This is a genomic window from Methylobacterium sp. E-025, assembly GCF_022829705.1.
In the GTDB taxonomy this organism is placed as follows: Bacteria; Pseudomonadota; Alphaproteobacteria; order Rhizobiales; family Beijerinckiaceae; genus Methylobacterium.
This window is the reverse complement of the sequence record NZ_JAKSYR010000108.1, coordinates 20,243-39,746: the sequence shown is the minus strand read 5'-3', so window position 1 is coordinate 39,746 and position 19,504 is coordinate 20,243. Positions and strand designations below refer to the sequence as shown.

19 protein-coding genes are annotated in these 19,504 nt (G+C 71.5%); 11 read left to right on the top strand and 8 right to left on the bottom strand.

The features are described 5' to 3' along the window. The first annotated feature begins 81 nt into the window (after positions 1-81). The 8 genes from MKK64_RS14640 to MKK64_RS14605 all read left to right on the top strand — a co-directional run bounded on the left by MKK64_RS14640 (position 82) and on the right by MKK64_RS14605 (position 7,216). Positions 82-1,056 (top strand): beta-ribofuranosylaminobenzene 5'-phosphate synthase family protein, encoded by a 975-nt coding sequence (locus MKK64_RS14640; RefSeq protein WP_243935654.1) that lies wholly within the window; start codon positions 82-84, stop codon positions 1,054-1,056. An 81-nt stretch (positions 1,057-1,137) separates the two neighbouring features. Next, positions 1,138-2,031 (top strand): NAD(P)-dependent methylenetetrahydromethanopterin dehydrogenase, encoded by an 894-nt coding sequence (locus MKK64_RS14635; RefSeq protein ID WP_147842522.1) that lies wholly within the window; start codon positions 1,138-1,140, stop codon positions 2,029-2,031. Between the two features lie 25 nt (positions 2,032-2,056). Next, positions 2,057-3,256, top strand: a complete 1,200-nt coding sequence (locus MKK64_RS14630) for an ATP-grasp domain-containing protein (protein WP_243935672.1) — start codon at positions 2,057-2,059, stop codon at positions 3,254-3,256. After that, positions 3,192-4,160 carry a methenyltetrahydromethanopterin cyclohydrolase gene (gene mch / locus MKK64_RS14625; RefSeq protein ID WP_147729305.1) on the top strand — a complete coding sequence of 323 codons (969 nt, stop codon included), beginning with the start codon at positions 3,192-3,194 and terminating at the stop codon, positions 4,158-4,160. The genes MKK64_RS14630 and mch overlap by 65 nt, the downstream gene beginning before the upstream one ends. A 175-nt stretch (positions 4,161-4,335) precedes the next feature. Then, positions 4,336-5,244, top strand: coding sequence for a RimK family alpha-L-glutamate ligase (locus MKK64_RS14620; RefSeq protein ID WP_147842520.1), 909 nt, complete (start codon positions 4,336-4,338; stop codon positions 5,242-5,244). Next, complete coding sequence (locus tag MKK64_RS14615; protein ID WP_243935652.1) at positions 5,244-6,092, top strand: triphosphoribosyl-dephospho-CoA synthase; 849 nt, start codon at positions 5,244-5,246, stop codon at positions 6,090-6,092. The genes MKK64_RS14620 and MKK64_RS14615 overlap by 1 nt, the downstream gene beginning before the upstream one ends. 222 nt (positions 6,093-6,314) lie before the next feature. Then, the gene (fae, locus tag MKK64_RS14610; RefSeq protein WP_147726855.1) at positions 6,315-6,827 is read left to right on the top strand and encodes a 5,6,7,8-tetrahydromethanopterin hydro-lyase; all 513 of its coding nucleotides are present in this window, start codon (positions 6,315-6,317) and stop codon (positions 6,825-6,827) included. A 215-nt stretch (positions 6,828-7,042) separates the two neighbouring features. Next, on the top strand, positions 7,043-7,216 hold the full coding sequence (locus MKK64_RS14605) for a hypothetical protein (protein ID WP_187274654.1): 174 nt from the start codon (positions 7,043-7,045) through the stop codon (positions 7,214-7,216). Positions 7,217-7,477: 261 nt separating this feature from the next. Here MKK64_RS14605 and ccrA read toward each other — a convergent pair whose 3' ends face one another. Both ccrA and MKK64_RS14595 read right to left on the bottom strand, forming a co-directional pair. Beyond that, the gene (gene ccrA, locus MKK64_RS14600; protein WP_147726857.1) at positions 7,478-8,779 is read right to left on the bottom strand and encodes a crotonyl-CoA carboxylase/reductase; all 1,302 of its coding nucleotides are present in this window, start codon (positions 8,777-8,779) and stop codon (positions 7,478-7,480) included. Between the two features lie 206 nt (positions 8,780-8,985). Beyond that, complete coding sequence (locus MKK64_RS14595; protein ID WP_243935650.1) at positions 8,986-10,458, bottom strand: catalase; 1,473 nt, start codon at positions 10,456-10,458, stop codon at positions 8,986-8,988. Between the two features lie 302 nt (positions 10,459-10,760). Here MKK64_RS14595 and MKK64_RS14590 point away from each other — a divergent pair, with 302 nt between their 5' ends. The 3 genes from MKK64_RS14590 (at position 10,761) to MKK64_RS14580 (ending at position 14,810) form a co-directional block, all read left to right on the top strand. Beyond that, positions 10,761-12,803, top strand: a complete 2,043-nt coding sequence (locus MKK64_RS14590; protein ID WP_147726860.1) for a protein meaA — start codon at positions 10,761-10,763, stop codon at positions 12,801-12,803. Between the two features lie 79 nt (positions 12,804-12,882). Next, positions 12,883-13,890: an MraY family glycosyltransferase gene (locus MKK64_RS14585; protein ID WP_243935648.1), complete on the top strand. Its 1,008-nt coding sequence runs from the start codon at positions 12,883-12,885 to the stop codon at positions 13,888-13,890. Then, positions 13,887-14,810, top strand: a complete 924-nt coding sequence (locus tag MKK64_RS14580; protein WP_243935646.1) for an NAD-dependent epimerase/dehydratase family protein — start codon at positions 13,887-13,889, stop codon at positions 14,808-14,810. Before MKK64_RS14585 ends, MKK64_RS14580 begins: the two co-directional genes overlap by 4 nt. Before the next feature lie 8 nt (positions 14,811-14,818). Here MKK64_RS14580 and MKK64_RS14575 read toward each other — a convergent pair whose 3' ends face one another. The 6 genes from MKK64_RS14575 to MKK64_RS14550 form a co-directional block, all read right to left on the bottom strand. Beyond that, complete coding sequence (locus MKK64_RS14575) at positions 14,819-15,103, bottom strand: hypothetical protein (RefSeq protein WP_243935644.1); 285 nt, start codon at positions 15,101-15,103, stop codon at positions 14,819-14,821. Positions 15,104-15,182: 79 nt separating this feature from the next. Continuing rightward, positions 15,183-15,518: a PepSY domain-containing protein gene (locus tag MKK64_RS14570; RefSeq protein ID WP_243935642.1), complete on the bottom strand. Its 336-nt coding sequence runs from the start codon at positions 15,516-15,518 to the stop codon at positions 15,183-15,185. 108 nt (positions 15,519-15,626) lie between these two features. Then, entirely contained in the window at positions 15,627-17,618 is a 1,992-nt protein-coding gene (locus tag MKK64_RS14565; RefSeq protein WP_243935641.1) for an SDR family NAD(P)-dependent oxidoreductase, read from the bottom strand. A gap of 51 nt (positions 17,619-17,669) precedes the next feature. Next, positions 17,670-18,542 carry a DUF1206 domain-containing protein gene (locus MKK64_RS14560; protein WP_243935639.1) on the bottom strand — a complete coding sequence of 291 codons (873 nt, stop codon included), beginning with the start codon at positions 18,540-18,542 and terminating at the stop codon, positions 17,670-17,672. Next, positions 18,539-18,880, bottom strand: coding sequence for a hypothetical protein (locus MKK64_RS14555; RefSeq protein ID WP_243935637.1), 342 nt, complete (start codon positions 18,878-18,880; stop codon positions 18,539-18,541). Before MKK64_RS14555 ends, MKK64_RS14560 begins: the two co-directional genes overlap by 4 nt. Before the next feature lie 24 nt (positions 18,881-18,904). After that, complete coding sequence (locus tag MKK64_RS14550; protein ID WP_243935635.1) at positions 18,905-19,471, bottom strand: Uma2 family endonuclease; 567 nt, start codon at positions 19,469-19,471, stop codon at positions 18,905-18,907. Positions 19,472-19,504: the final 33 nt, after the last annotated feature.

The following is a 19,504-nucleotide window of genomic DNA, read 5'->3' as shown; positions in this document are numbered from 1 at the left end:
GGCTCCCGCGGGGACCGATTTCCCGAGAGGTCCGCCGCGACGGCAGGATGAAGCGGCGTGGCGAAGGCGGAGGGGATCGACGTGTCTGAACCCGCACGCGGCCGCTCCGAGGCCGCCTCGCGCTCCGTCCACGTCCACGCGCCGGCGCGCCTGCATTTCGGGTTCCTCGACCTGCATGGCGGCCTCGGCCGCCGCTTCGGCAGCATCGGCCTGGCGATCGACGCTCCCGGCGTCCGACTCACCGCGAGCGCCGCCAACGGGCTGTCCGTCTCGGGACCGGAGGAGGGCCGCGTCCGCGGCTACGTCCACGCGGCGGCGAGCCATCTCGGCGTCGCCGAATCGGTCGCGATCCGGGTCGAGGAGGCGATTCCGGCCCATGCCGGGTTCGGCTCGGGCACGCAGCTCGCGCTCAGCGTGGCCGCGGCCCTGGCCCGCCTCTCCGGCAAGCCGTTCTCGGCCGAGGATTTCTCGAACGCGCTCGATCGCGGCAACCGGTCCGGCGTCGGGCTGTCGGCCTTCACCGAGGGCGGGTTGATCGTCGACGGCGGACGCGACGCCACCGGAGCTCCGCCGCCGGTGATCGCCCGCCTGGCCTACCCCGACCCGTGGCGCGTCGTGCTGATCCTCGACCGCGACGCCACCGGCATCCATGGCTCGCGCGAGCAGCGCGCCTTCGCCGAGCTGCCGCGCTTTCCCGAGCGACAGGCCGCCGAGATCTGCCGGATCGTGCTGATGCAGGTGATGCCGGCGGCGGTGCTCGCCGAGCCGCAGGGTTTCGGCGCCGGCATCACCCAGATCCAGCGCCTGATCGGCGACCACTTCGCGCCGCACCAGGGTGGGCGCTACGCCAGCCCCGCCGTCGCGGAGGCGCTGCGGACGATCGCCGACCAGGGCGTCGCCGGCTACGGCCAGAGCTCCTGGGGGCCGACCGGCTTCGCGCTGATGCCGTCGGAGGCCGACGCCCGCGCGCTCGTCGCCGGGCTGGACCGGCCGGGCCCGCTGCGCTTCCTCATCGCGCGGGGCCGGAACACGGGCGCCGAGATCACGACCGCCTGAACCGGCACGCTTGACCGCGGGCGTCGATTGCGACTCACAACGACACCGACCGACGAACCTCGCACCAGACAGGGAATCCCCATGGCCCGCTCGATCCTGCACATGCTGACGCCGCTCAAGCACATGAGCCCGTTCGACGTGAACATGGCCGTCGATGCCGGGTTCGAGACCATCGTCACCTACACCGACGTGACGCTGCCGGACGTGGTCTCGCTCACGCAGGATTCGATCTTCTCGCGCGCCCCCGGAGACGGCGTCCGCACCGGCATCTTCATCGGCGGCAAGAACGCCGAGGACGCCCTCGACATGGTCGACCGGGCCAGAAAGGCCTTCGTGCCGCCCTTCGCCAACCACCTGTTCGCCGACCCGGCCGGCTCCTTCACCACCGGCGCGGCGATGGTGGCGCAGGTCTCGCGGGCCTTGCGCCAGAAATTCGGCACCGGCCTGAAGGACAAGCGCATCGTCATCTTCGGGGGCGCCGGCGTCGTCGCCTACGTCGCCGCGGTGATCGGCGCGCTCGAAGGCGCCAGGACGGTGCTGGTCGGCCATGACGGCGAGGAGCGGGTCTCGAAGATCGCCTTCACGATGAAGTGGCGCTTCGGGATCGAGGTCGGCGCCATCGACGGCACCACGCCGGACGACCGCCGCAAGGCGATCGCGGATGCCGACGTGATCCTTTCGGCCGGCCCCGCCGGCATTCCGATCCTCTCGGCCGAGGACCTGCGCGCGGCCCCGAACCTGCTCGTCGCCTCGGACGTCAACGCGGTGCCGCCGGCGGGCATCGCCGGGATCGACGTCAACGCGGTGGACGTGGCCCTTCCGGTCGGCAAGGGCGTCGGCATCGGCGCGCTCGCCGTCGGCAACGTGAAGTACCAGACGCAGAAGCAGCTGTTCGGGCGGATGCTCGCGGCCGAGGCGCCGCTCTGCCTCGATTTCCGCGACGCCTACGCCCTCGCCGTCGAGATTGCCGGCTGAGACCGGCAAGGCCGGCGGGGCGATCATGGCCGGCGCGGCGATCCTGATCGCGGCCCAGTCGGGGCGGGCCCTGGCCGAGGCCGCCCGCCGCGCCGGGTTGCGCCCGTTCGTCGCCGACCTGTTCGCCGATTCGGACACCCTGGAACTCGCCGCGGCGCATCGCCCGCTCGAGGGCCGGTTCGGCACGGGACGGCTCGCGGAGACGGTGCTCGCCCATCTCGACGCGCTGTCGGCGATGGCCGGCGGTGCTCCGCTCGGCGTGGTGCTCGGCAGCGGCTTCGAGGCCGCACCCGCGCTGATCGCTGCGATCGCGCGGCGCCATCGCCTGGTCGGCGCGCGGGCCGAGACCGTGTCCGCGCTGAAGGACCCGCTGCGCTTCGCGGCCCTGTGCGCGACGCTCGCCATCCCGCATCCGGCGGTGACGCGGGCGCGGCTCGACGACCCGAAGGCCTGGCTGCTCAAGCGGGCCGGGGGCTCGGGCGGGAGCCATATCCGCGCGGCGACAAGCGGGCCGGCGCCGGCGGGCGCCTATTTCCAGGCCCGGGTCCCGGGCCGCGCCTTCGCGCTCAACATCCTGGCCGACGCGTCGGGCGCGCGCATCCTGGCGCTGACCGAGCAGTGGAGCGTGCCGTCTACCCTACGCCCGTTCCGCTATGCCGGCGCGCTGGCGCCGGGGCGGCGGGAGGCCTCCGCGCTGCCGGAGGCCATCGTCGCCGCCGTCGCGGAGGCGGCCGACGAGCTGGTCCGCGCGACCGGGCTGCGCGGGCTCGCGAGCGTCGACTTTCTGTCCGACGGCGAGGCATGGTGGCTGACCGAGATCAACCCGCGCCCGGGCGCCACCCTCGACGTGCTCGACCGGCGCGGCGTGCCGCTGCTGCACGCGCATGTCGAGGCCTGCCTCGACCACGCGCCCGAGATCGGGCCGGCGCCGGAGGATGCGGCGGCCTCGCAGATCTGTTACGCGGCGCGGGATCACGCCGTCGTCCCGGCGGTCGCCTGGCCGGACCACGTGCGGGACCGGCCCCGCGCCGGTACACGGGTGATGCGGGACGCCCCGCTCTGCACGGTCCTGGCGGGGGGGCCGGACGGGCCGGCGGCACGACAAGAATTGGGGACCCGGATCGCCAGCTTGCGCGACCGGCTGTCCGAGGAGGAAACGCATGAGCACCAACCAGCCGAGCCTGAACGCCATCGCGACGCCCCTGGTGGAGCGCTTCGTCGCTGACGCCGACGTTCTGCGCCTGTCCGTGACCCAGGCGCCGGGCGGCGCGCGCATGGTCGATGCCGGCGCCTCGGCGCGCGGCTCGATCGAGGCCGGCCGCCGGATCGCCGAGATCTGCCTCGGCGGCCTCGGTACCGTCTCGATCAGCCCGTCGGGCCCGATCCCGTCCTGGCCGTACTCGGTGGTCGTCCACGCCGCCGACCCGGTGCTGGCCTGCCTCGGCAGCCAGTATGCCGGCTGGTCGCTCGCCGACGAGGACGGCGATTCCGGCTTCTTCGCCCTCGGCTCCGGCCCGGGCCGCGCCGTCGCCGTGGTCGAGGACCTCTACAAGGAGCTCGGCTACCGCGATTCGGCCACGAAGACCGCCCTGGTGCTCGAGGCCGCCGGCGGGCCGCCGGCCAGCGTCGTCGCCAAGGTCGCCGAGGCCTGCTCCCTGCGCCCGGAGGACCTGACCTTCATCTTCGCGCCGACCCAGAGCCTCGCCGGCGCGACACAGGTCGTTGCCCGCGTGCTCGAGGTCGCCCTCCACAAGGCGCACACGGTCGGCTTCGACCTGCACCGGATCGTCGACGGCATCGGCTCGGCGCCGCTGTCGCCGCAGCACCCGGACTTCATCAAGGCGATGGGCCGCACCAACGATGCGATCATCTACGGCGGCCGGGTCCAGCTCTTCGTCGACGCCGACGACGCGGAGGCCAAGCAGCTCGCCGAGCAGCTGCCCTCGACCACGTCGAGCGACCACGGCGCGCCCTTCGCCGAGATCTTCTCGCGGGTGAACGGCGACTTCTACAAGATCGACGGCGCGCTGTTCTCGCCGGCCGAGGCGATCGTCACCTCCATCCGCACCGGCGCGACCTTCCGCGGCGGCAAGCTGATGCCGGAGCTGGTCGAGGCGTCGTTCTCGTAGCGTCGGGCATTTCCCTCCCCCCTCTGCGGGGGAGGGTGGGCCTCGCGTCAGCGAGGGTCGGGAGAGGGGAGCCACGCTCACGGACGTCGCGCTGCCCCTCTCCCGACCCGCTTCGCGGGCCACCCTCCCCTGCAGAGGGGGGAGGGACGAGCGCCACCTGGGGGTCTGGAAAAGCATGCGCATCGCGCTCGCGGCCGACAACGGCAATTGGCACAAGGCCCGGCTCCTGGCGGCGCTTCGCGCGCAGGGCGTCGAGCCGGTGCTGTTCTCGCTCGCCGACGTGGCGATCGTCACCGGCGGCGGCGAGCCCCTGCAGGTGCCGGGCTTCGCCGGGACGCTGCCCGACGGCGTGCTGCTGCGGACCATCGCCGGCGGCACCTTCGAGGCCACGACGATGCGTCTGGGCGTGCTGCATGCGCTGGTGGCCTCGGACGTCACCGTCTGGAACGGCCCGGTCGCGATCGAACGCTCGGTCGACAAGGCGGCGACCAGCCTGATGATCGCCCGCGCCGGCCTGCCGACGCCCGACACCTTCGTCTGCTCGAAGCGCACGGCCGCCGCCGAGATCGTCGCGCGCGAGGCCGGCCCCGGGCGGCCCCTGGTGCTGAAGCCGCTGTTCGGCTCGCAGGGCGAGGGGCTGCAGCTGATCGAGCGGCCGGACGACCTGCCGCCGGAGGATGCGGTCTCGCGGGTCTACTACCTCCAGCGCTACGTGCCCCGCAGCGACGGGCTGTGGCGCGACTACCGCGTCTTCGTCTGCGAGGGCAGGGCCATCGCCGGGATGATCCGCGAGGGCGACGGCTGGATCACCAACGTCCACCTCGGCGGCCGCCCGCTGCCCTGGGCGATGCCGGCGCGGGCGGCCGAGCTCGCCGAGGCCGCCGCCGCCGCGGTCGGCGTCGACTACACCGGCATCGACCTCGTCGAGGACGGGGAGGGCGGCTTCCTCGTGCTCGAGGTCAACTCGATGCCGGCATGGTCGGGGCTGCAAAAGGTCTCGGAGGTCGACATCGCCGGGGCGGTGGTGCGCGGCTTCCTCGCCGCCGTCCGGTCCGCGCGCCGGCCGCGGCTCGTGGTCGCCTGATGCGCCTCGCGCCGGAGGCGATCGCGGCCTCGTACCAGGCGGCGTGCCTGGCCGAGCTCGACGCCCTGAAACCCGGCAACGTCCACGCCTACGCCGCCGGCCATCGCATGGCGGTGGCCGATTTCACGACGAGCGCCGCAGTGTCGGCGCCCGCCCTGGCACGCGGCGGAGCCGGGCTCGGCGCACGGGTCCGCGACGCGGTCGCGGCGACGATGGCGGCGGTGGGACAGAACACCAACCTCGGCATCCTGCTGCTCTGCGCGCCCCTGGCGCTGGCCGCCGAGCGGGGAACCACCGTGGCCGAGGTGCTGGCCGGCCTCGAACCGGCGGATGCGCAAGGCGTCTTCGACGCGATCCGCCTCGCCAACCCGGGCGGGCTCGGCCGGGCCGGACGGCACGACGTGGCCGCGCCGGCCCCGGATTCCCTGGTGGCGGCAATGCAGGAGGCTGCCCCGCGCGACCGCATCGCCCGCGCTTACACCGACGGCTTCGCCGACCTCGTCCGGGTCGGGCTCCCGGCTCTGGCAGCCGCGCGCGAAAAGGATCTCGAACCGGCCTGGTGCACCACCGCCGTGCATCTCGCCTACCTGCAGGCGTTTCCCGACAGCCACGTGGCGCGCAAGCACGGCGCCGACCGGGCGGAGGCCGTGCGGTCCGGGGCCGTGGAGGCGCTTACAGGCCTCGACCTGCGCGCCCGGCCTGTGGAGCGCCTGCTGGCGCTCGACGCGGCCTGGAAGGCCGCCGGTATCAATCCCGGCACCAGCGCCGATTTCACCGTCGCCACGCTGTTCTGCGATGCTCTCGCATCCGTGGGCGCCCGTGTCGCGGACCCTGCGGGCGTCCCCTGAAAAAGTTCCCGCCGTCAAGCGCCGGGCCGCACTTTTAATATCGATTTCAGCGCGTTGCCATGGGTTGTGACGGGCCGGACCGCGCTGTACGGTCCGCGCCGCTATCCGGGCTAACCGGCCCGGCTTTTCCAAGGCCGGGCGTCGCGAACAAGGATGGCTTCCGGCCGCGCCCGACTCGACGGGCCGCGGTCCTTGAGTTTGGAATCCAGGGAGAAAACCCGAATGGCAAAGATCACCAAGGTCCAGGTCGGCGAAGCCCTCGTCGGCGACGGCAACGAGGTCGCCCACATCGACCTGATCATCGGACCGCGCGGTTCGCCGGCCGAGACCGCCTTCTGCAACGGCCTCGTGAACAACAAGCACGGCTTCACCAGCCTGCTCGCGGTCATCGCGCCGAACCTGCCGTGCAAGCCCAACACCCTGATGTTCAACAAGGTGACCATCAACGACGCCCGTCAGGCCGTCCAGATGTTCGGCCCCGCCCAGCATGGCGTCGCCATGGCCGTGCAGGACGCCGTCGCCGAGGGCATCATCCCCGCCGATGAGGCCGACGACCTGTTCATCCTGGTCGGCGTGTTCATCCACTGGGAAGCGGCCGACGACGCCAAGATCCAGAAGTACAACTACGAGGCCACCAAGCTGTCGATCCAGCGCGCCGTCTCCGGCGAGCCGAAGGCCGCCGCGGTCACCGAACAGCGCAAGTCCGCGACCCACCCCTTCGCCGCGAACGCTTAGATCGGGGACAGTCCTGGGCAGAGCGCGCCTCCGCCCGCACCGCGGGGCCTGCTCCAGCGACTGGCCTCTATCTTCCTCGGACGATAGAAACACGAAGGCGGGACGGCGAAAGCCGCCCCGCCTTCTTTCGTTCGTCGCGTTCCCTTGCGATCCGCCTGCCCCGGGCGAGCCAGATCCGGGCACGCCGACCCGACCACCCCGACGCGAGGCCCGGCATGAGCGAGACGAGCAACACCTTCAAGAAAGCGCCCAAGCGCAAGAAGGAGAAGGCCCGCACGGTTTCCGTCTCCCCGGAGATGCGGCAGGCCTACGCCGACCTGATCACCGAGAAGGCGACCAAGCAGGAAAGCTACGGGCGCCACCTGCCGGGGACCGAGACGAAGCGGTAGCGCGGACGGCACGCTGCACGACCGGCTCGAACCCTCGTCGGGTCGCCCGTCGCGGACGTGCGGTGCGTCCCCTCTCCTGACCCCCTCACGGGGGCCACCCTCCCCCGCAGAGGGGGGAGGGTGGGCACGGGCGCCTCGACGCGATGCGTGACGATGGCCCGAACGGGAGCGTGCCACGACGCGCCGCGCGCGAATCCCTCGGCCAAAGAAAAACCCGCGCCCCCTGAGGGACGCGGGTCTTAAAGCTTCGAAGAGTTCGCGTCAGCCGCGCGGAAAACCCGCCGCCTCGATCACGTCCTCGACCGTCCGCAGGCCGGCGCGCGGAGAGTTGACGAGGCAGGCCATGTTGCCGGGCGGGTGCTGGTTCTTCCACATCTTGGTATGCGCCTGCGGGATCTTCTCCCAGGGGAACACCTCGCTCATGCACGGGTCGACCCGGCGGTCGATCACGAACTGGTTGGCGGCCGAGGCCTGCTTGAGGTGGGCGAAGTGCGAGCCCTGGATGCGCTTCTGGCGCATCCAGACGTAGCGGGCGTCGAAGGTGATGTTGAAGCCGGTGGTGCCGGCGCAGAACACCACCATGCCGCCGCGCTTCACCACCAGCGCCGAGACCGGGAAGGTCGCCTCACCCGGGTGCTCGAACACGATGTCGACGTCGTTGCCCTTGCCGGTGATGTCCCAGATCGCCTTGCCGAATTTACGGGCTTCCTTGGTCCAGGCGTTGAACTCCGGCGAGTTCACCTTGGGCAGCTGGCCCCAGCAGTCGAAGTCCTTGCGGTTGATGACGCCCTTGGCGCCGAGGCTCATGACGTAGTCGCGCTTCGACTCGTCCGAGATCACGGCGATGGCGTTGGCGCCGGACGCGGCGCAGAGCTGGACGCCGAACACGCCGAGGCCGCCCGAGGCGCCCCAGATCAGCACGTTCTGGCCGGGGCGGACGGTGTGCGGCGCGTGGCCGAACAGCATGCGGTAGGCGGTGGCGAGCGTCAGCGTGTAGCAGGCGGCCTCCTCCCAGGTGAGGTGCTGCGGCCGCTTCATCAGCTGGCGCGACTGCACCCGGCAATACTGGGCGAACGAGCCGTCGGGAGTCTCGTAGCCCCAGATCCGCTGCGAGGACGAGAACATCGGGTCGCCGCCGTTGCACTCCTCGTCGTCGCCGTCGTCCTGGTTGCAGTGGACGATGACCTCGTCGCCGACCTTCCAGCGCTTCACCTTGGCGCCGACCGCCCAGACGATGCCGGACGCGTCGGAGCCGGCGATGTGGTACGCGGCCTTGTGCACGTCGAAGGGCGAGATCGGTTCGCCGAGGCCGGCCCAGACGCCGTTGTAGTTCACGCCGGCGGCCATGACGTAGACCAGGACCTCGTCGTCGCCGATGTCCCAGACCGGCAGCACCTCGAGCTGATGCGAATCCTCCGGCGGCCCGTGGCGCTCGCGGCGGATCGCCCAGGCATACATCTTGGCGGGCACGTGACCGAGCGGCGGGATCTCGCCCATCTCGTAGAGGTCCTTGACCTCGCCCGTCCCGGCGCTGGCCGGTTGCAGTGCCGCGCTGGCAGCCATCGTCTCTCTCCTGAATCCGTTTCGTGCCCGCTCGCGGTTCTGACGACGCCGCGGTTCCGGCCTAGCGCTATAACGGCGAAGGATGAGGCGTCCAAGGGTCTGCAAGTCGTCCGAAAGGCCAGGAGTACGGTGTCCGACAAGAAAAAAGGCGCCGGCTCATGCCGACGCCTTCTGGATACAAAATTAACTTGGCGGCCACCCAAAAACTATTCGGCGGCGGCCTTGCTCGTCTCGATGCCGAGACCTTCCGCGACCCCGCGGCCGAAGTCGGGATGCACCCTGTACCAGTGCCCGATCATCCGATCCTGGATGTGGCGCGGCGAGTCGCCCATCGAGGTGACGATGTTCTCCACGAGCCGCTTGCGCTCGCCGTCGTCGAATACCTTCGTCCACAGGTCCCGCGGCTGGCCGTAGAGGTCGGCGTCGTCGCCCGGCCAGCCGTAGCGGCCGGCATCCCCGGTGATCCGCAGCGGCGGCTCGGCCACCGACGGATCCTCGACCGGCCCGCCGAAGGAGTTCGGCTGGTAGTCGACCTGCGCGCCGTGATTGCCGTCCGTGCGCATCGCGCCGTCGCGATGGTAGGTCTGGACGGCGGCCTTCTTCGCCTGGTTCACCGGGATCTGCTGGTAGTTGATCCCAAGGCGGTAGCGGTGCGCGTCGCCGTAGGAGAGCAGGCGGTTCTGCAGCATCTTGTCCGGCGAGAAGCCGATGCCGGGCACGACGTTCGAGGGCTCGAAGGCCGACTGCTCGATCTCGGCGAAGTAGTTCTCCGGGTTCCGGTTGAGCTCCATCTCGCCGATCTCGATCAACGGATAGTCGCCGTGCGGCCAGACCTTGGTGAGGTCGAACGGGTTGATGTGGTAGGTGTCGGCGTCGAGCTCGGGCATCAGCTGCACCGAGACCTTCCACTTCGGGAAGTCGCCCTTCTCGATCGCGGTCGAGAGATCGGCGGCCGAGTAGTCCGGATCCTCGCCGGCGATCTTGTCGGCTTCCGCCGCAGAGAAGTTCTGGATGCCCTGCTGGGTGTGGAAGTGGAACTTCACCCAGTGCCGCTCGCCAGCCTCGTTCCAGAGCGAGAAGGTGTGCGAGCCGTAGCCGTTCATGAAGCGGGCCGACTTCGGCGTGCCGCGGTCCGAGTACAGGATCATGACCTGGTGGATCGCCTCGGGGGAGAGGCCCCAGAAGTCCCAGCGGCGCCAATGGGGTTTCAGGTGGGTGCGCGGATCGCGCTTCTGGGTGCGGATGAAGTCGGAGAACTTGATCGCGTCGCGGACGAAGAAGATCGGCGTGTTGTTGCCGACGAGGTCCCAGTTGCCTTCCGAGGTGTAGAACTTCAGCGCGAAGCCGCGCGGATCGCGGGCGGTGTCGGCCGAGCCGGATTCACCGCCGACCGTCGAAAAGCGCGCCACCATCGGCACGTCCTGCCCGACCTCGGTCAGCACCTTGGCACGGGTGTACTGCGACAGGCTCCGGGTCAGCCGGAAGGTGCCGTAGGCGCCGTAGCCCTTGGCGTGGACGACCCGCTCCGGGATCCGCTCCCGGTTGAAATGCGCCATCTTCTCGATGAGATGGTAATCCTGCATCAGCACCGGGCCGCGGGTGCCGGCGGTGAGCGAGTTCTGGTTGTCGGAAATCGGGTTTCCGAACGCCGTCGTCAGACGGGGCGAGGTGTCTGCCATCGTGCAGGGCTCCTTGGCTTGGTGGTCCGCGTGGTCGGGCGCGCACGCCGCGCGTCCAGGTCCGAATGCGGCCAGCCAACGCGCGTCGAGCGGTTTGGAACCGTTCGAAACCGCGGCGGTGCCACCCATCCCCGTCAAATTTCCTTGATGTCGACCCTGAGATTTTTGCGGGCGCCTCGCCGCCCGGTGACGGGCGCCGGCCCTTCGCATGAGATGACGGCCCGCGACGGCTTCGCTACGGTGCGCCGCAAGGGGCGGGGCGAGGGAGCCGCGCGACGAACGGATCAGCGGAGACGGGTGACATGAGCGCGAGCGCGAGCGTCGACGGGGTGAAGCGCGACAAGCCTTGGATCATCCGCACCTATGCGGGCCATTCGAACGCCAAGGAATCGAACGCGCTGTACCGGGGCAACCTCGCCAAGGGGCAGACCGGCCTGTCGGTCGCCTTCGACCTGCCGACCCAGACCGGCTACGACCCCGACCACGAGCTGGCGCGCGGCGAGGTCGGCAAGGTCGGCGTCTCGATCGCCCATCTCGGCGACATGCGGACGTTGTTCGACGACATCCCGCTCGTCCAGATGAACACCTCGATGACGATCAACGCCACGGCGCCGTGGCTGCTGTCGCTCTACCTCGCGGTCGCGGAGGAGCAGGGCGCGCCGTTCTCGGGGCTGCAGGGCACCACCCAGAACGACATCATCAAGGAGTACCTGTCGCGCGGCACCTACGTGTTCCCGCCGGCGCCGAGCCTTCGGCTGACCAAGGACGTGATCCTGTTCACGACCAAGGAGGTGCCGAAGTGGAATCCGATGAACGTCTGCTCCTACCACCTGCAGGAGGCCGGGGCGACGCCGGTGCAGGAGCTGTCCTACGCGCTCGCCATCGCGATCGCGGTGCTCGACACCGTGCGGGACGACCCGAACTTCGATGCCGAGAGCTTCCCGGAGGTGTTCGGGCGGATCTCGTTCTTCGTGAACGCAGGCCTGCGGTTCGTCACCGAGATCTGCAAGATGCGCGCGTTCTCCGAGCTGTGGGACGAGATCGCCCAGGAGCGCTACGGCATCGACGACCCGAAGAAGCGGATCTTCCGCTACGGCGTGCAGGTGAACTCGCTCGGCCTCACCGAGCAACAGCCTGAGAACAACGTCCACCGCATCCTGATCGAGATGCTGGCGGTGACGCTGTCGAAGCGGGCGCGCGCCCGCGCGGTGCAGCTGCCGGCCTGGAACGAGGCGCTCGGCCTGCCGCGCCCCTGGGACCAGCAGTGGTCGATGCGGATGCAGCAGATCCTCGCCTTCGAGACCGACCTCCTCGAGTACGACGACATCTTCGACGGCTCGAAGGTGATCGACGCCAAGGTCGAGGCGCTCAAGGTCGAGACACGGGCCGAGCTGGAGCGCATCGGCGGGATCGGCGGCGCGGTCGCCGCGGTCGAGACCGGCGCACTCAAGCGGTCGCTCGTCGAATCCAATGCCCGCCGCATCTCGGCGATCGAGGCCGGCGACCAGATCGTCGTCGGCGTCAACAAGTGGCAGCAGGGCGAGCCCTCGCCGCTCACCGCGGGCGAGGGCGCGATCTTCACCGTGTCCGAGACGGTCGAGATGGAGGCCGAGGCCCGCATCCGGGACTGGCGCGCGAAGCGCGACGACAACGCCGTCGGCAAGGCGCTCGAGGAGCTCGAGGCGGCGGCGCGCTCGGGCGCCAACATCATGCCGGTCTCGATCGCCGCCGCGAAGGCCGGCGTCACGACCGGCGAGTGGGGGACGCGCCTGCGCGAGGTGTTCGGCGAGTACCGCGCGCCGACCGGCGTCACCCTGCAGACCGTCTCGTCCGGCGCCGCCGAGGAGGCCAAGCTGCTGATCGCCGATCTCGGCGAACGCCTTGGCGAGCAGCCGCGCCTCGTCGTCGGCAAGCCCGGCCTCGACGGCCACTCGAACGGCGCCGAGCAGATCGCCCTGCGCGCCCGCGACGTCGGATTCGACGTGACCTACGACGGCATCCGCCAGACCCCGGCCGAGATCGTCGCGAAGGCGAAGGAGACCGGCGCCCACGTGGTCGGCCTCTCGATCCTCTCCGGCAGCCACGTCCCGCTGGTGCGCGACGTGAAGGCGAAGATGCGCGAGGCCGGCCTCGACCACATCCCGCTCGTGGTTGGCGGCATCATCTCGCCCGACGACGAGCTGGTCCTGAAGAACATGGGCGTCTCGGCGGTCTATACGCCGAAGGACTACGTGATCGACACGATCATGATCGGCATCGCCAAGGTGGTCGAGCGCGCGATCGACAAGACCAACCGCACCGACGGCGCCGCGAAGGGCAAGGACGCGGCGGCGCAGGTCTATTAAGGCGCGAGGCCGCCGGGTGCAGCGACACGCGCGCACCCGGCGGCTTCACCCGGGCGGCCCGGGAGCGTAGAGCGGCACCATGCTCGCCCCCCTCATCGCGGTTCCCCTCGCCGCGGCCCTCAGCGCCGGCCTGATCGTCCGGCTCCGGCCGCTGCTGGTCCGCTACGCGCTGGCCCGCCCCAACGCGCGCTCGAGCCACACCGAGCCGACGCCGCAGGGCGGGGGGATCGCCGTCGTCGCGGCGACCCTCGCGGTGACGGGGCTGCTGCTCGCCGCGCCGGATGCGGGCCGCGACGTGCTGGTGCTCGGGCTCGGCGCCGTGGTGCTCGCCCTGGTCGGCGCCGTCGACGACATCCGCCCGCTGCCGGCGTCGCTTCGCCTCGTGCTGCACGCCCTCGTCGTCGCCGCCCTGGTGGCGAGCGTCGACGGACGGCTGGTGCCGACCCTGCCGCTCGCGGTGGAACGGGTGCTCGCGGTGCTCGCCGGGATCTGGTTCGTGAACCTCGTCAACTTCATGGACGGGCTCGACTGGATGACGGTCGCCGAGACGGTGCCCGTTACCGGTGCGCTGATCCTGCTCGGCGGGTCCGGCGCCTTGCCGCCGGCCGCGATCCTCGTCGCCGCGGCCCTGCTCGGGGCGATGCTCGGCTTCGCGCCGTTCAACCGGCCGGTGGCGAAGCTCTTCCTCGGCGATGTCGGCTCGCTGCCGCTCGGGCTGATCCTGGCCTGGCTGCTGTACCGGCTCGCCCTCGCGGGCGGCCTCGCCGCGGCGATCCTGCTGCCGCTCTACTACCTCGCCGACGCCACCCTCACGCTGATCCGGCGTGCCGCCCGGCGCGAGCCGGTGTGGCAGGCGCATCGCAGCCACTTCTACCAGCGGGCCACCACGAACGGCATCGCGGTGACCGGCGTCGTCGGACGCGTGCTCGCGCTCAACGCGTGCCTGGCCGCGCTCGCCGGAGCGACCTTGTTTTGGCCCTCGCCGGCCATCACCCTCGGTGCCCTGGCGGTCGGATGCGGTCTCGTCGGATCGGTGCTGGTTCGATTCGCGCGGGCGCCGGCCAAGCACGGAGTGACGACGTCTTGAGCCAACTGATCGCGCTCACCGGGGCGACCGGCTTCATCGGCCGGCACGTCCTGAGAGATCTGACGGCGCGCGGCTACCGCGTCCGCCTGCTGCTGCGGCGGCCGGTGGACGCGATGCCGGAGGGTGCCTCGAGCGCCATCGTCGGCGACCTGACCCGGCCGATGAACATGGCGGCGGCGCTCGCCGGCGTCGATGCGGTGGTGCATTCGGCCGGCCTCGCGCACGCAATGTCGGGCGCACCGGAGGACGATTACCGCACGCTCAACACCGAGGCGACGCGGCGCCTGGCCGAAGCCGCCGCGCGGGCGCGGGTGCGCCGCTTCGTGTTCCTGTCTTCGATCCGTGCGCAGACCGGCCCGACCGCCGCCGGGACCGTGACGGAGGCCGACGATCCGGCTCCCACCGACGCCTACGGCCGCTCCAAGCTCGAGGCCGAGCGGGCGCTCGACGCGATCGGCATCGATTGGGTCGCCCTGCGGCCCGTCCTGGTCTACGGCGCGGGCGTGAAGGGCAACATGGCCGCGCTGGTGCGGCTCGCCCGCTCGCCGTATCCGCTTCCGCTCGGATCGCTGGCCGGTTGCCGGTCGCTGGTCTCGGTCGAGAGCGTGTCGGCGGCGATCGATACGGTGCTGCGGACCGACGCCGCGCTGAACCGGCCGCTGGTCGTCGCCGACCCCGACGCGCCGACGCTCCCGGAGATGCTGACGGCCCTGCGCGCCGGGCTCGGCCGACGGCCCGGCTTGGTTCCGATACCCTCGGCGGCGATCGGGCTGGCCTGCCGCCTGACTGGGCGAGAGGCGACCTTCTCGCGGTTGGCCGAGAATCTGGTCGCGCGCAGCGACGGTTTGGCGGCCCTCGGCTGGGCGCCGGCCGGCACGACGCGGGACGGCCTCGCTCGGCTCGCGCGCCTGTGGGCCTGATCGGCGGATTAGTCGTCCCGACAGAACGACGGCGCGGTGCCGTCGTCGATCATCCGGCAGCCCCGGGCGATCTCGGATTCGATCAGGGCGCAGGCATTGTCCGCGTTGCAGGGCGGATGGGTCGCCGGGGAGACCGAGATGCAGCGCTCGACCAGCCGCTCGGCCTGACGCGCCCCGACGGCGGCGCGGCAACTTTCGGCGCTTGCGGATAAGGCCCCGGGCAGGACGATCGCGAACGCCGCGGCGGCGACGATGGAGCCTCGGCGAAGCGATGCGGCGGCGCGGGACAGCATCATCGAAGGCAGGCCTCGGCCGAAAGAAAGCCCCGGCCGCGAGGCCGGGGCTCGATCCTACGACACCGAGGCGATGGCGTCAGCGGCGAACGTCGATCACGTCGCCCGAGCGGCTGTCCACCACCACCGTGATGTCGTCGCCGCGACGATCCGATCCACGAACGATGATGCGCGGCCCGCGCCGGTCGACGTTGTCGACGTCGGCAAGGCCCTCGCGACGGGCGATCCGGATCGCCTCGCCGCGGCTCAAGTCGATGTCGTCGCGGGGCCCGCGGTCGCGATAGCCGGGATCGACGCGAACGCCGCCCGGTCCGATCTGGATGCCCTGCGCCGAGGCCGGCGCAGCGACGCCAAGCCCGGCCACGCCGAGACCGGCGACCATCGTGAGGCCTGCGAGAAACGTCTTCGTCCGCATGAATTCGTCCTTCCTTCGGCACACTCCCTGTACGGAAACTGCGCTCGGTTCGGTCGTCGCCTCAATCGGCGGGGCGTCGAATGGTTCCCGACCGGGAAAGCTCGCGAATCAACAGAGGCCGGCGTCGGCGGTTCCGAGGGCCGGCGCATCCGGGCTCGCCGGCGCCACCGCGACCGGCTTGTCGAAGCGCTCGCGGAAATGCGGGATCGCCGCCTCGAACACCGCCTCCGCGGCGGCCCGGTCGCCGGCCTCCACCGCCTCGCGCAAGGCCACCGTCCAGGCATCGAGCCGGGCGCGGTCGGCGAAGACCGGCTTGGCCGCCATCACGCCGTCGATCCCGTCGAGGCTGACGCGGGGCTCCTCGCGCGCGAACAGGATCTCGTTCAGGCGCTCGCCCGGCCGTGCGCCGGAGAACACCAGCTCGATCTCCGCGCCGGGCTCGAAGCCGGCGAGCCGGATCATGCGCTCGGCCAATTCGGCGATCTTCACCGGCTGGCCCATCTTGAGGACGTAGACCGCGGCGCGCTGGTCGGCCGCGCCCGGCGCGAGGCTGCGCGCCTCGCGGTCGGCATGCGAGGCCGCGGTGAGGACGAGGTCGGCCGCCTCGCGCACGGTCATGAAGTAGCGGACCATGTCGGGGTGCGTCACGGTGACGGGGCCGCCGCGGGCGATCTGCGCCTTGAACACCGGCACCACCGAGCCGACCGAGCCGAGCACGTTGCCGAAGCGCACGGCGATCAGCCGTGTCGGGTGGCCGGGGATCGCGGCCTGCTCGGCGTCGCGCGCCTGCGCCACCATCTCGGCGAAGCGCTTGGTGACGCCGAGCTGCGACACCGGCTCGATCGCCTTGTCGGTCGAGATCATCACCAGCGCGCGGGCGCCGGCCGCCACCGACGCGTCGGCGACGTTGATCGAGCCGAACACGTTGGTCTTGATGCCCTCGCTCCAGTCGCGCTCGAGATAGGGCACCTGCTTCAGCGCGGCGGCATGGAACACGTAGTCGGGCCGGAATTCGGCGAAGACCGCGTGTAGGCGCTCGCGATCGCGGATGTCGGCGAGCGTCCCGCCGACCTCGGCCTGCGCGTTGAGCAGCGCAGGCTGGCTCAGGATGCCGTGCAAGGCCGGCTCGGAGCTTTCCACCACCATCAGCGCCGAGGCGCCGAAGGCGAGCGCCCGGGCGCAGATCTCGGAGCCGATCGAGCCGCCGCCGCCGGTCACGAGCACGCGCTTGCCGGCGAGGAACCGCTCCAGCCGCGGCCTGTCGATCGCGACGGTGGGGCGCAGCAGCAGGTCCTCGATCTCGAGCGGCGCGAGCTCGGCGTCCCGCATGCCGTCGCCGAGGCTGACCACCCGGGCGAGCGGCAGGCCGAGCCGCCGGGCGCGGGCGATCAGGTCGTCGGGCTCGGCCTCGGGCGCCAGCGCGCTCGGGGTCGCGACGAGCCGGCGCACCGGCTGGCCGCGGGCGGCGAGGTCGCCGACGACCCGCTCCAGGTCGGCGAAGCCGCCGAGCACGGCGACCTCGCGCATCGTCTGCCCGGCCTCGTCGGCGCGCGGCGAGAGGATGCCCTTCGGCGCGAGCTTGCGCACCGAGCCGGATTCGATCGCGCGCAGCAGCGTCTCGATGTCGGCGCCGCGGCCGAGCAGCAGCGTCGGCACCGTGGCCGAGCGTGCGCTCGACTGCTTGGAGCGGGCGTATTTCAGGTAGCGGAAGGCGAGGCGCGTTCCGCCGAGCAGGAAGATCTGCAGCACCCAGTACAGGACGATGGCGATCTTGCCGAAGAAGTAGAACCCGTACAGGTCCGACGAGACCAGGACGTAGTCGAGCACCAGCAGCCCGAAGGCGAGCACGCTCGCGGCGCGAACGATGCCGGCGAGATCGGGCAGGGAGGCGAAGCGCCACTTGGTGCGGTAGAGCCTGAACCGTCCGTAGACGAGGCCGGCGACGACGAGGAACGGCGGCAGCAGGACGGGAAGCGCGTGCACGCGTTCGGCGAGGGCGTCGCCGGTGAAGCGGAACACGAAGGTGAGGACCACGGCCAGCGCGGTCGCCACGAGATCGTGGACCACCATCACCGCGGTCTTGTAGGTGCGCTGCTGCATGATGTTCCGCGGCGGTATCGGCTCCGCCTCGGGCGGTGTCAACGCGATCGGTCAGCCGGTCGGGCGGACGGCCCGCGCCACCGCGTCGTCGGCCTGGTCGATGTCGGGCGCGTCGATCCGGCGATAGCGGGCCTGGATCAGGCCGAAGGCCCCGCACGCCACGTGGCCGGCCGCGACGATCGCGAGCAGGATCCGGCCGTAGGGCTGGGCGCGCAGGGCCTGGAACGCCCCGGACAGGCCCTTCACCTCCGACGAGGCCTGATACCAGGCCGCGACGACGACGAAGCCGCCGATGATCAGGAATGCGATGCCGCGGGCCGCGTAGCCGAATCGGCCGACCGGCTCCGCCCAGGCCTGCCGTGCCGCGTCGAGGGCGAGGCGCTCGGTCACGTCGCCGCGGACGGCCTTGACCAGGAAGCCGACGCCGCCGCCGGCGACGCCGAGGCCGATCAGCGCCACGGCGAAGCGGCCGAAGGGTTTGGCCAGCAGCCACGCCGTCCAGTCCTGCAGGCCGTCGCCGTCCGACTGCAGGCCGAGCCCGAGGGCGAGGCTCGCCGCCGTGAGCCCGAGGCCGGCATAGATGCCGGCGCTGACGAGGTGGGCGCCCCGCACCATGAGCCCCTTGGGCGAGGTGCCGCGCCGGTCGGCGTCGGTCACTGCCTCGACGAGGCGCCAGGCGGCGAAGCCCCAGAGCCCGAGGGCGATCAGGCCGACGATCCAGGGGCCGAGGGGTCCGAGCAGCACGAAGCGGAGCGCGTTCTCGCTGTCGCCGGCCTTGCCGCCGGCCCCGACCGCCGCGAGCACCGCCAGCACGCCGACGACGCAGTAGACCGCGCCGCGGGCGCAGAACCCGAAGCGCGCCAGCCGCTCGATGGTGTTGCGCCCGGCGAACGCGGTGGACGGACCGGGGGCCGAGCCGGTCACGCCGGCTCGCGCTGCGGCTTCCCGGCCAGCGCCACGTAGAACCCGAGCCCGTCCCCGGCCGGGAGCGTCTGCAACCTGTCGACGAGGCCGCGGCGCTTGGCATCGAGCAGCAGGCGGCCCACCGGTTGGAACAGGGTCTCGCCGCCGCCCTCAGGCGGAAGATCGAGGCGGATCGCCACGGTCTTGCCCTTGGCGAAGCGGCTCCGCTCCAGCATCTCGTTCAGCGACGCCTCCGCGGTCGCCCGGTTGGCGCCGCGCAGGTCCATCACCGATTCCGCATCGGTGACGCCGAGGCCGCCGCGCAGCTTGTCGGCGTAGAAGTCTTCGAAATGGGGCAAGGGCTGCGACCTGGTGGGTGTTGGCTAGAACGACAGACCGGCGAAGACGGTTGCGACGGGCAAGGCGCTGCCGAATTCGGGAAGCTCGATCGCGCCGTCGAGGCCGAGCGCCTGCTTGCGCCAGGCGTCGCCCTCCTGCCGGCGCCAGACCTCCACCCGCGGCTCGTCCTGATACACGATCAGGAAGACCTGCAGGCTCTCGACGGCACGGTAGAAGTCGGTCTTGCGGCCGCGGTCGGCGCTCATCGTCGAGGGGGACAGCACCTCCGCGACGAGGACGGGATCGGACGCGTAGCCGTCCGGCAGCATCGGGCCGCAACGCACCACCACGTCGGGGATCGGCGCGAAGTCGTCCGTGTCCCGGCTGACGACCGCGATGCCGGGGACGACGCGGCAGCCCCGCACATCGGCGAGGTCGCCGAGGCGACGGATGAGGTTGGAGACGATGGTCTGGTGCCGCTCGGTCGGTGGCGACATCAGCACCGGTTCGCCGTCGAGCAGTTCCCAGCGCTCGTCGTCCGGGCGGCCGGCGACCCAAACCCGGTAGTCCGGGACGCTCATGCGGTCGTCCCGCTTCGCCGCGACTGCCATGCGGGCCTCTCCGAACTGCCTGGGCGAGCGTAC